This is a genomic window from Enterococcus sp. 2201sp1_2201st1_C11_2201SCRN_220225, assembly GCF_040925905.1.
GTDB lineage: Bacteria > Bacillota > Bacilli > Lactobacillales > Enterococcaceae > Enterococcus_C > Enterococcus_C asini_A.
Window position 1 is genome coordinate 36,481 of record NZ_JBCOJC010000018.1, and the last position, 11,937, is coordinate 48,417.

An 11,937-nucleotide genomic window follows, 5' to 3' on the forward strand; every position below is an offset into this window, starting at 1 on the left:
TCCTACTATAACGGAAAAACCGTAGTATTTCAATTCCCCCTATAGCTTCTTAACAAAAAGCCAAGTCATAAAAAATGCGTCAGCCCGCAAGCCGACGCATTTTGCTTCTATATTATATTTCTGGTTCTTCCGGTATCGGTTCGATTAAGACTTTTCGCGGTTTACTTCCTTCAGAAGGCCCCACTACTCCGTGAGCTTCCAATTCATCTACTAAGCGAGCCGCCCGATTATAGCCAATTCTAAAACGGCGTTGCAATAAAGAAACACTGGCGGTTTGCATTTCCACCACCAACTCCTTGGCTTGGTCAAAGAGTTCATCTTCTGGCGCACTACTTCCTGCACTGCCACCAGCTGCTTCTTCATCAGTGACCATCATTTTTTCTTCATAATGGGCTTCTTGCTGATCCGTGACAAACTCCACAATCCGTTCCACTTCATGATCAGAAATAAAGGCTCCTTGCACCCGAAGTGGTTTATTTTCCCCCATAGGCAAGAAGAGCATATCGCCTCGACCTAGAAGTTTTTCCGCCCCGTTGGTGTCAATAATCGTCCGGGAATCCACCCCACTGGATACGGCAAAAGCCATACGAGAAGGTACATTGGCTTTAATAATTCCGGTAATAACATCTACACTTGGCCGTTGAGTAGCTAAAATCATGTGAATCCCCGCCGCCCGTGCCATTTGGGCCAAGCGAATAATGGCATCTTCCACTTCATTAGACGCCACCATCATAAGGTCGGCTAATTCATCTACAATGACCACAATAAAAGGCAAGGTCGGATGAATTTCACCATCTTCTAAACTGCGCTGTTGGACAAATTCGTTGTAGCCGGTGATATTGCGCACTCCCGTGGCCGCAAATTTCTCGTAGCGCTCTTCCATTTCCTTTACCACTTTTTGTAAAGCTTGAGCCGCTTTTCGAGGATTGGTAACCACTGGTGTTAATAAATGAGGAATCCCGTTGTAAACATTTAATTCTACCATTTTCGGGTCAATCATCATGAGCTTGACTTCATGGGGCTTGACCTTCATTAAAATGCTGGTGATAATCCCGTTAATCGCCACTGACTTCCCACTCCCAGTAGATCCGGCAATCAACAAGTGAGGCATTTTGGAAAGATCTGCCAATTGAATTTGACCGGAAATATCCCGGCCCAATGGTACTTCCAATAATTTATCTGGATGATCCGGAGTAGCTTCAATGACTTCTCGGAAAGATACCGTAGAAACCGTGCTGTTGGGTACTTCAATCCCAATTAAAGATTTTCCGGGAATTGGGGCTTCCATACGCACATCTTTTGCGGCCAGCGCCAATGCAATATCATCGGTTAAATTAACAATTTTTGAAACTTTAACCCCCACTGCCGGCTGAACTTCATATTTGGTTACTGCCGGACCCAAACTAGCTTTCACCACTTTAGCATCCACCCCAAAACTTTGGAAGGTGGTTTCTAACACGCCAATATTGTGTTCAATTCGCTTGTATTCATCGGATTGATCAGTAGGTGGCAACTGATCCAATAAAGTCACCGGTGGCAATTGATAGTCTCGATCTTCCAGCTCCTCTGAAATTTCAAAGTCCAAATCTTCCCCGTCGTCTTCTACTTCCGGTGTTTGTTCTGCTTGGGGTGTACTTGATTGAGGGATTTGCGTTTCTGGTGGTGTAAAGCCATCAATTTGTACACGACTGAAGATATCTCCTTGCTCTGGTTCTACAATGGTTGTTGGTTCTTGCTTTGTTTGAGCTAATTTTTCAGCCTCTGTTAAAGGTCGAACTTGATTCTTTTCATTTGCCAAAATCTGGGCCTTAGCTGCTTCTTTTTCTGCTGCCAGTTTAGCAGCTTTGTCTGCTTGACGTTGGGCTTTTTTCGCTTCTCGGGCTGCTTGTTTTTCGGGAGAAGCAGTGAGCAAACGGCTGATGTGATTGCCTAAGTCTTGGAAAAGTTCCACTAGCTGTCCTGTTGATAAATCACTAACCAAAAAAGCGCCAAATAATAAAAGTAAAATAGCAATCAAATAACTACCCACTTGGGAGACAAGAAAGTAAGTGGCACTATATAAAAAGGCGCCTAACATTCCGCCCCCCACATTTTGTGTCACTTGACTAGCACGAATATCTTGTAACAACAAGCTCCAAGTTGTACCAATAATATTAGGCGTCTGCTGAACTTTTCCAAAAAGCACTGCATGAAACAACAGCAACACCCCTAGATACAACACGCACACTCCGATTACCCGGCGATAGTTTTCAATTTTCGCATCTAATTTTTTAACCATCAGCCAGATGCCATACGCTCCTAAGCCAAGACCTAACACTGGATAAGTATTTCCACCAATCAAGCGCAGACAATTGGCTAACAAGATTCCTAAAAAGCCTAAGCGAAATAGACCGAAGACTGCTAAAAGGACAAACAACACGCCAACAAATAAAATCGTCAATTTCTCTTGTTGTTGGATTTCTTTTTTTGTTTTCTTTCGTCTACGTTTTTTTTGTGCCATTCCTATTTTCCCTCATTTCATCCTTCCCATTATACCAAAAAAATCGGGGAACAACAGTTTTCCTCTCAGGATATTCCACAAAGAAAAAGCCTATTACTTATTTAGTGAATAAGCAGCAGGCGAAAACGTTTTAATCATAAATTTTATTAAATTTACAAATCCAGCCTGATATTCTTTGCACTTTTTCCACTTTTTTGATAGGGTAAAGTGCGGATTGTGACCTAAAAGGTAGTTTAGCCCTCTGGTCATATATCTTGGAATTATTTTGATTATTATTGAGGAGTTGTCTGGTTTATCATGCTATTTTTATTTTTATTTTTCCTCTTTTTTGTGGCCGTTGCCTATCTCTTCTATCTCTTAACTCGTCGCAGTATTAAGTCGGTCTATGCAGAATTAGAAGACAAAAATAAATGGATTCGTAAAATCAAAGCAGTCTTTATGGGCATCTTTCATCTGATTGCTTACTGAGAAAGTCACCTGGTGTGGCTTTCTTTTTTTACAATAAAATTGGAATCCCTAAAATGTGCAAGATGATTAGTAAAACACCCCCGATAAGCATAATGCCTCCTAAAATATATAGAACAAAGCCTAACCAAAATTTCTGTTGATTACGAAACACCTGTCCCACCTCGTCTCCTATGTATACCAATCTTGAAAAAAGAATACCAAATATTCTGTATCTTTTCCTTAAAATGCCCGTTATATTAAATAAAAAAACAGTTAGTAGTTATTTATCCTTTATAGTATTTTTTTCACAATCTCAATTAATTCCGTACTTTTTAAAGACCTTTTCCCCTCTAATCAAGTAATTCACCTTTTAAAAAAACAAATTATCTTCTAATAAAAAAGCGGAATGAACTAGATTTACCATCAAAAAAGCCCCAGACCTAAGTCTGAGACTAGTACTAGCGTTTGATTTCTTTGACACCACTGATTAATAACTCTTCAATATCTGTGGCGCTAAATTGGTTATGATCCCCAGCAACCGTATGTTTCATCGCTGAAGCTAATGTTGCAAATTCCACCGTTTTTTCAGGAGTAAAGCCACTTAAGATGCCATGAAAAATGCCACCAGTATAAGCATCTCCACCACCAACACGATCCACGATATAAGCAATGTCATATTCACTAGAAGTATACAATTGCCCTTTTTGGTAAAGATTGCCAATTAAATGATTGTGATTCGCATTGTAAACTTTTCTCGTAGTGGAATAGAACAATTCAATATTTGGATAGCAAGCTTGAATTTCTTGATAATAATAGCTCAAGTCGGCATTCTCTTGTTCCGGCACGTTAAAAAAGTTTAACGCATCTAAACGAGCTGCCGATAAATAATCTACGTAACCGGCGATTTCTCGTACAAAAGCGCCACAGGCCTCCACTGACCATAATTTCCCTCGGTAGTTGATATCTAAACCAACTTTAACTCCACAAGCTTTGGCCGCTTTTGCTAACTCTAAGGTCCACTGACGCCAATTAGGCGACAATGCTGGCGTTATCCCAGAAATCAGCAATACCTCTGTATCAGCCAATAGTTCCTCAAAATCCCAGGGAAAAGTTTCCGCAGCTGAAAAGCTAGAGTATTTTCGGTCATAAACTACATTAGAAGAACGCAGACCAATACCAGTTTCCAAATAGTAAGTACCTAGACGTTCGCCACCCATTTTTAACAAGTCACAATCCACGCCATATTTTTGCAAATGCTGTTTCACTGCTAGCCCCAGTGGATTCTCAGGAACAAGGCTAGCAAAGGACACTTGATGTCCATAATTTGCCAAAGAGATCGCCACATTGGCTTCTCCTCCGCCGTAATGAGCCGCAAACAGGGCATTTTCCGCCAGTCGTGACGCATCCGTCGTAGAAAGGCGAAGCATGATTTCTCCTAATGTGACGATTTTTTTCATATTTGACCTGCCTTAATCCGTGCAAATTCTGCCATATATTCTTTAGCAGCGGCCGTCACCCCAGCGTAATCGCCAGTTTCAGCCGGTTTCATTAAGTTCCCGCCGACACCTACTGTGATCACTCCAGCTTTGAACCAGTCTTTCATATTTTCCAAGCTAACGCCACCAGTTGGCATGATGTTCACATGAGGTAGCGGTGCTTTGAAAGCTCCAATAATGGAAGGACCAAAAGCAGATCCAGGGAATAGTTTCACAATATCTACGCCAGCTTTCAAGGCATTTTTGATTTCAGTAATGGTCATGCAACCTGGTAAGTAAGGAATTTGATACAAGTTACAGATTTCAGCAGTTTCTTGGTCAAAAGTTGGACTTACGATAAATTCTGCTCCAGCCATAATTGCCAAGCGAGCGGTAATAGCATCTAAAACGGTGCCTGCCCCAACAACTACCTCCGGATCTTCATTTTTTCCTACGATTTCAGCAATCACTTCATCGGCTTTAGGCAAAGTAAAGGTAATTTCTAGACCTTTCATTCCACCAGCCAAAAGTGCTTCACAAGATTTGATTCCTTGTTCCTTGGAATCACCTCGGACTACCGGAATCACGCCAGCATTTGCCAATTTGTTTAAAATATCCACACGTTTCATTGAAAACCACTCCTCTAAATTAAGTATTCTTCATCAATAACAATATTGTACTGCACATCTCAACTCGACATTTCCAAATAAGAAATATTATTTTTCTTATCAGAAATTACACCTTAATTATACATGGATTTCTAAAAAAGACAATTACTTTTCCCAGCAAAATAAGAGGAATTATTTGGACTGCAACTGTTCTTCAATCTGGCTTTTGGTTTCTAAAACTAAGCGAACTACCTTTTCTTTAAATTCTGGAGTCAAGCGGTATTTCGGCATGCTAACACTAAATGCCCCTTGTAACTCTCCTTCTGTCATTATAGTAGCACCTACACAAAAGATATCTTTTTCCATCTCTTCATCATCAAAAGCTACTTTGCTAGTTTTCACCTGTTGGATTTCATCCGCTAACTTCAGAGGATTGGTAATAGTATTAGGTGTATAAGGTACTAATTGAGTCTTCTCTAAATAATCTCGGTATTGCCCAGAAGTAAATTCAGCTAAAACGGCTTTCCCCATGGCTGAAGAGTACAATGGCCGGGTAATGCCAATTTTAGAAGACATTAAAATCGTTTGCCTTTTCGGTTCGATCTTATTAAGGTATAATATTTCATCTGTAGCTAAAACTCCTAGATGAATGGTCTCATCTACTTCTTCATTTAATAGTTCCAAATAAAGCTGGGTTGTTTCCACTAACGCATTTTGGGCCAAATCGTGATTTGCGTACCGAATCAAGCGAGTACCTAAGCGATAGTTTTTATCTATACTTTTCTCCACATACCCAATCAAAATCAACGTATCTAAAATCTTCAAAGCCGTAGAAGAAGTCAATTGAGTCCCCTTGGCAATTTCTTGTAAGGAAGAATTTGGCATCCCCGCCAAATAATCCAATATATAGGAAGCTTTAACCAATACCGTACCATAAGGTTTTTGAGTTTCCATATAACACACCTCTTTTTCTTTATAAGAAATTGTACTTCAGATAAGCAGAAATGAAAAGAAAAATTGATTAAAAAAATATGCCGGCATCCCATTTTTTCTGTAATCTCTTCTATTTTGATTGACTATTTAGAGAATTCTGAGTAGAGTGTGGGTAGCAAAATGGTCTGTTTTTAAAGACTACTTGCCTGCTTGGTCCACTAAGTGAAGTGTCACAGACCAAGGGTAAATTTTGGAGGAGAACCATGAGAGATGCACAGGTAAAACACCAACCAATCCATAAGATTTCTTTTGGGGGCTTGTTGGTGGCGATGGGGGTTGTGTACGGTGATATTGGAACCAGCCCATTGTATGTAATGAAAGCCATTGTTGGCGAAAATGGTGGTCTAAAGTCGATTAATCCCGACTATATTTTGGGGGCTGTTTCCCTCATCTTTTGGACTTTAACCATTTTAACCACTGTTAAGTACGTAATTATCGCTTTAAAAGCGGATAATCACGGTGAAGGTGGGATTTTCTCCCTCTATACTTTAGTTCGTAAACAAGGGAAGTTTTTAATTATCCCTGCCATGATTGGTGGTGCAGCCTTATTAGCAGATGGCGTTTTGACTCCTGCGGTAACGGTGACCACTGCTATTGAAGGGCTACGCGGGATTCCTGAATTCTTTCAACGCTTCGGGATGGATCAAAACATTATTGTAATCATCACGTTAGTCATTATCTTAGTGCTTTTTTCCATGCAGCGTTTTGGGACTGATCTAGTGGGAAAAGCCTTTGGACCCGTGATGTTTTTATGGTTTACCTTTCTAGGTCTCGTGGGGATTATTAATTTCAGTCAAGATTTAAGCGTTATTCGTGCATTTAATCCCTACTACGCGGTGAAATTACTGCTAAGTCCTGACAACCACTTAGGTATTTTTATTTTAGGTAATATTTTCTTGGCTACCACCGGAGCAGAAGCTCTATACTCGGATATGGGCCATGTAGGCAAGAAAAACATCTATATCAGCTGGCCTTATGTTAAAGTCTGTTTGATGTTAAACTATTTGGGCCAAGCCGCCTGGTTGACGAAAATCTACCAAGATCCTAGCTACCAAAGCATTGAAGACTTGAATCCCTTCTTTCGTATGATGCCCAATGGCTGGATGGTTCTTGGGGTAGGCTTTGCAACAATAGCCGCCGTGATTGCTTCTCAAGCGTTGATTTCTGGCTCTTTCACCTTAGTTTCTGAAGCAATTAAGTTGAAACTATTGCCTCGGATGAAAATTACTTATCCCGGAAAAAGCATTGGTCAGATGTATATTCCTTTAGTGAATTTATTGTTATGGTTGGCTTGTTCTTTAATCGTCATTACTTTCCGCACTTCTTCTCATATGGAAGCAGCTTACGGATTGTCCATTACAGTTACGATGTTGATGACCACGTTCTTACTGTTCTTCTTCTTGCACCAAAAGGGCTATCCTTTAGTTATCTCTCTACTAATAAGCTTGTTCTTTGGAGCAATTGAAGTGGTCTTCTTTATTTCCAGTGCAGTCAAGTTTTTCCACGGCGGTTTTGTGGCGGTCTTAATTGCTTTAGTGATTCTAGCAGTGATGTTGATTTGGGAATGGGGGAATCGCATTGAAGAGCGCGCTTCAGATGAAGTGGATTTAAAGGATTACTTGCCTCAGCTAGATGAATTGCGCCAAGATGAACATCTGCCTATGTATCAAACCAACGTGGTCTTTTTAGTTCCTCGGATTGAAGGAGATCATATTGAAAGAGCCGTTTTGTATTCCATTTTAGACAAACGACCAAAGCGAGCGGAAGTTTATTGGTTTGTCAATGTTGTCGTTACCGATGAACCTTATACCCAAGAATACTCCATTGATACTATGGGCACCGACTATGTGATGAAAGTAAAACTTTATTTGGGCTTCCGTATCGGGCAAGAAGTCAATGTCTACATTCGCCAAATCATTCACGATATGATGAAACAAGGGCGTTTGCCATTGCAACCACAAAAATACACCATTAGTAAAGGCCGCAATGTAGGTGATTTTCAATTTATCTTGATTCGCAAAATCCTTTCCAACAATACAGTTATCGGCAAATGGGAACGGCAAATTATGCAATTAAAACTAGCCATCAAAAAATTAACCATGTCACCAGAAAATTGGTTTGGTTTAGAGTATAGTGATGTGCTTTATGAAAATGTTCCATTGATTATTGGCGCACCAAAGAAAACCCGCTTAAAAGAACGGGTTGAAGATCCGACTCAGTAAGCAAGGATTGGATCATTTAAAAAGCCAGTGAGGTCTCTTTTAGGCCTCACTGGCTTTTGCTTTATAGTTTATAGAAAGTTAGCGCTGCCTTCCAACGCTTCTTTTTATACCCTCAGTTATTTCTCTAGTCTATTTATTGCTCTTTCATCGCCGCTTTTAACGCTGCTGCCAGCGGACTTTCCATTTCTTCTTCCTGAGTGTATTTCTTTAACAAACGGCGTTCTTCTTGCTTGGACATTTTCTTTTTCCGTTCTTGTTTATCGGGAATTTTTTCCGTTATACCGCAGAACTTGCATTTAAAGAACGCTCCATTTTTCCCATCGATAATTTCCATTTTCTTATGACATTGTGAACAGCGGTGGTTGGAAACTTTGGGATCTTTCCGACGCCGGTAATTACAGTCACTATTGCTACAAATATATACCTTGCCATCTCGAGTGTTTCGCTCTCGTAATTGGCTACCGCATTCGGGACACAATTTGCTAGTTAACGAGAAATCTTTGTAGGTTTCCTTAGAATCCTTAATTTCAGCTACCAATTTCCGAGTAGCAGCTTCAATCCCCTTTAAAAATTGCTCTGGGTCTTCTTTTCCTTTCGCAATGGCTTCTAGGCTTTGCTCCCATTTGGCAGTCATGTCTGGAGAAGCTAGAGAAGGATTAACCAAACTCAATAGCTGTTTGCCCTTTGGTGTGACCCCTAGACCGTTGCCACGACGTTCCATTAATTCGGATTTCAGTAATTTTTCAATAATTTCTGCTCGAGTAGCTGGAGTGCCTAAGTTGTATTTTTCCATTTGAGCCAGTAATGTACCTTCACTTAACAGTTTCGGTGCTTGGGTTAGCTCTTTTATAATGGCAAACTCGCCTTTGAGACTTTTCACTTGCTGCCAGTCCACTTGATTTTTGCTTGCCTTAGCATCATTTTTCCAGCCGGCAGCTAGCACTTCTTCTTGATTAAAGACAAAGGTTTCACTACCGATTTGGACTTCTGCAGTGGTTTTAGCCGTTTTGTAGGCTTCAGCAAACAAACCAAAGAAGCGTTCCACAATCAAATGGTAAATCCGACTTTCATCTGTGGATAATTTTTCTCCTCGAGGGCGTTCTTCAGTGGGAATCAAAGCATAGTGATCGGTGACTTTGCCATCGTTAAAGACAGCTTTTTGTTTAACCTTGGCCCCTTGGGATAAATACTTTTTAGCCCGCTCATCATAGTTGGCCAAAGCTTGCAAGCGTTCTTTCATCGTGGCTGCTAAATCCTGTGGTAAATACTTCGAATCTGTCCGAGGATAGCTGACAATCTTATGGGTTTCATACAAGCTTTGCACCAAATTTAAGGTCTTCTTAGCAGAATACTGATACAAAGAATTAGCTACTTGTTGCAATTCCGTTAAGTCATAAGGCAAAGGCGCATTTTGACTCTTTTCCTTTTGAGTCACACTTACTACTTTGCCAATTTTGCCAGTTAAATCCGCCACAAAAGCTTCCGCATCTTGACATTCTTTAAACTGTTGGGGATTTCTGGTTTGCAGACGTCCTTTCGCATTGCCATAAAGCAATTCCACTGAATAATAAGTAGTTGGAATAAATTTTTCCATTTTTTCTTGAGCTTTGGCTACTAAATTTAAAGTTGGAGTCTGAACACGGCCGGCACTTAAATTGTCTTCGTATTTGACTGTCAGTGCCCGGGTGACGTTTAAGCCTACTAACCAATCGGCTTTTCCTCGAGCCACCGCAGATTGATAGAGATTTTCATATTGTTGTGCTGGTTTTAATTGAGCAAAGCCGGTTTTCACCGCTTTTTCCGTTTGAGAAGAAATCCACAATCGCTCCAAAGGTTTGTTAAAACGAATCCACTGGAAAATATAGCGTCCCACCGCTTCTCCTTCTCGACCAGAGTCTGTGGCGATGATGGCCCCGGTGACATCTTTACGCTTGGCAAGATTGGCAATCACTTTTAATTGGCGATTGGTCTTAGGCAGTGGTTTTAGACCGATTTCTTTAGGAATCATAGGCAAAGTTTCCAATTGCCAAGTTTTCCATTCAGGTTTTAAGTCTTCCGGTAATTTTAAAGTCAATAAATGACCATAAGCCCAGGTGATGATGTAGCGATCACTTTCAAAGTAATCTTTTCCTTGAGCTTTAGCCCCAAGAATTTTGGCGTAATCTTTGGCTACACTGGGTTTTTCTGTAACAATTAATTTTTTTCCCATAGTTTCTCCTTTTCCTTTGGCTACAATACGGCCATCTTTACACTAGTCCTAGCATATCAAATAGCACCACACAAGAAAAGACCAAGGAGGATGGTGCTACCTTCTTTTACTAGAAGTTTAGCGCCATCTTCCTTCGTCTTTTAAACGTTGGTAAAATGTTGTGGGCGATTACAGACACGACACTTGGATTTACCATGAAGTTCCTGATAAAACTCTGGGCTACTGGTTTCGGTCAAAGGTCGGTAATCTTTTAATAAAGCCAATCCGGTGTACTGTTGCAAATAATCGTCACATTCTTCGCACCAGCGTTCATCTTCTGCTTTCCAGAAAGCGGCTAAATAATTAGGCTTGGCGGAACGCTCTGGATATTCTTTCATTAAACGAGTCCATTCTCCTTGATAAAAAGCAATGGCTTGCTCCTCACTTTCGAACTGTTGCTCAAAACAAATATCTTTGCGCCAGTCTTCAAAAAACCACCAAGGTTCATTATCTCCATGCATGATGACAACTTGATACATTTTGCCTACTCCCTTTTTTCTAATTCTATCTCACTTGCTTATTTCACAAACTAGATTTCTGTATCAAAATACCATATTTATAAAGAAATGTCCGTTTTTTTATCTTCGTATTTGCAAGATCGTTAAGTTTTTCTTTTATGAAGCTGACATCTTGCGCCAGAACTTTTCCTGTACTATGATGGTAAGGCAGTTTTTTTGACCTCGATTCAAAGATTATTTCCTTTGAATCTTCACTAGATAAAGGAGTCTTTTATTTGTTTTCATTATTGCCTCAACGTCTCAAAGAAGCCGTGATGCGACCACGCCAAACTTGGGAAAAAAATTTGATTGTCCTCTGGTTCGGTACGTTTATGGCCGGTATCGGCTTTAGTTTAGTCATGCCCTTTATGTCTCTATACATCGATACGTTAGGAGATTTTTCTGCCCATGCCTTAAACTTATGGAGTGGCTTAGCTTTTTCTGCAACTTTTCTAGTAACCACAATCATCTCTCCTTGGTGGGGACGATTAGCCGATCAAAAAGGTCGCAAACTCATGCTTTTACGAGCATCTCTAGGGATGGCCGTGGTTTTAGCCGCCATGGGTTTGGTTACAAATGTTTATCAGTTGGTAGGCTTACGGCTCTTACAAGGAGTTTTTTCTGGCTATATTAGTAATGCCACAGCCCTCGTTGCTACTGGTACCCCCAAAAAGCGCAGTGGTCAAGTATTAGGTACATTAGCTACCGGTTCCGTTACCGGGCAATTATTAGGTCCTTTAGTTGGCGGCATTACCGCTAGCGCCTTTGGTTATCGACTGACCTTCTTTATTACCGGTAGTATTTTGCTTTTAGTCTTTTTCTTAAGTCTCTTTTTTGTCCACGAAGAATTTACTCCGATTGAAAAAACCGACTTACAACCGGCTACTCAAATTTTAAAAGAATTGAAATATCCCCATGTGGTGATTGGAATGTTTATTACCACTATG

General features: G+C 40.4%; 10 protein-coding genes. 3 read left to right on the forward strand and 7 right to left on the reverse strand.

Going from position 1 to position 11,937, the window contains the following annotated elements:
* Positions 1-112 precede the first annotated feature (112 nt).
* Positions 113-2,500, reverse strand: coding sequence for a DNA translocase FtsK (locus tag AB5754_RS06675; protein WP_368251460.1), 2,388 nt, complete (start codon positions 2,498-2,500; stop codon positions 113-115).
* A 297-nt stretch (positions 2,501-2,797) separates the two neighbouring features.
* Between AB5754_RS06675 and AB5754_RS06680 the strand changes: the two genes are divergently transcribed.
* Positions 2,798-2,968 (forward strand): hypothetical protein, encoded by a 171-nt coding sequence (locus AB5754_RS06680; protein WP_311832532.1) that lies wholly within the window; start codon positions 2,798-2,800, stop codon positions 2,966-2,968.
* Positions 2,969-2,996: 28 nt separating this feature from the next.
* Here AB5754_RS06680 and AB5754_RS06685 read toward each other — a convergent pair whose 3' ends face one another.
* The 4 genes from AB5754_RS06685 to AB5754_RS06700 all read right to left on the reverse strand — a co-directional run bounded on the left by AB5754_RS06685 (position 2,997) and on the right by AB5754_RS06700 (position 5,984).
* A complete protein-coding gene (locus AB5754_RS06685) occupies positions 2,997-3,119 on the reverse strand; it encodes a hypothetical protein (protein ID WP_311832531.1) in 123 nt (40 codons plus the stop codon).
* A 286-nt stretch (positions 3,120-3,405) separates the two neighbouring features.
* Positions 3,406-4,404: a PfkB family carbohydrate kinase gene (locus AB5754_RS06690; RefSeq protein ID WP_368251459.1), complete on the reverse strand. Its 999-nt coding sequence runs from the start codon at positions 4,402-4,404 to the stop codon at positions 3,406-3,408.
* Positions 4,401-5,051, reverse strand: coding sequence for a bifunctional 4-hydroxy-2-oxoglutarate aldolase/2-dehydro-3-deoxy-phosphogluconate aldolase (locus AB5754_RS06695; RefSeq protein WP_368251458.1), 651 nt, complete (start codon positions 5,049-5,051; stop codon positions 4,401-4,403). The genes AB5754_RS06690 and AB5754_RS06695 overlap by 4 nt, the downstream gene beginning before the upstream one ends.
* A gap of 171 nt (positions 5,052-5,222) precedes the next feature.
* Positions 5,223-5,984 (reverse strand): IclR family transcriptional regulator, encoded by a 762-nt coding sequence (locus AB5754_RS06700; protein ID WP_368251457.1) that lies wholly within the window; start codon positions 5,982-5,984, stop codon positions 5,223-5,225.
* A 242-nt stretch (positions 5,985-6,226) separates the two neighbouring features.
* On the opposite strand from AB5754_RS06700, the gene AB5754_RS06705 reads away from it, so the two are divergent.
* On the forward strand, positions 6,227-8,245 hold the full coding sequence (locus AB5754_RS06705) for a KUP/HAK/KT family potassium transporter (RefSeq protein ID WP_368251456.1): 2,019 nt from the start codon (positions 6,227-6,229) through the stop codon (positions 8,243-8,245).
* A 133-nt stretch (positions 8,246-8,378) separates the two neighbouring features.
* On the opposite strand, the gene AB5754_RS06710 is transcribed toward AB5754_RS06705, so the two are convergent.
* Both AB5754_RS06710 and AB5754_RS06715 read right to left on the reverse strand, forming a co-directional pair.
* Positions 8,379-10,454, reverse strand: coding sequence for a DNA topoisomerase 3 (locus AB5754_RS06710; RefSeq protein ID WP_368251455.1), 2,076 nt, complete (start codon positions 10,452-10,454; stop codon positions 8,379-8,381).
* A gap of 140 nt (positions 10,455-10,594) precedes the next feature.
* Positions 10,595-10,972, reverse strand: coding sequence for a DUF1033 family protein (locus tag AB5754_RS06715; RefSeq protein WP_368251454.1), 378 nt, complete (start codon positions 10,970-10,972; stop codon positions 10,595-10,597).
* A gap of 266 nt (positions 10,973-11,238) precedes the next feature.
* Between AB5754_RS06715 and AB5754_RS06720 the strand changes: the two genes are divergently transcribed.
* A partial coding sequence (locus AB5754_RS06720) for an MFS transporter (protein WP_368259520.1) occupies positions 11,239-11,937 on the forward strand: 699 nt, incomplete at its 3' end.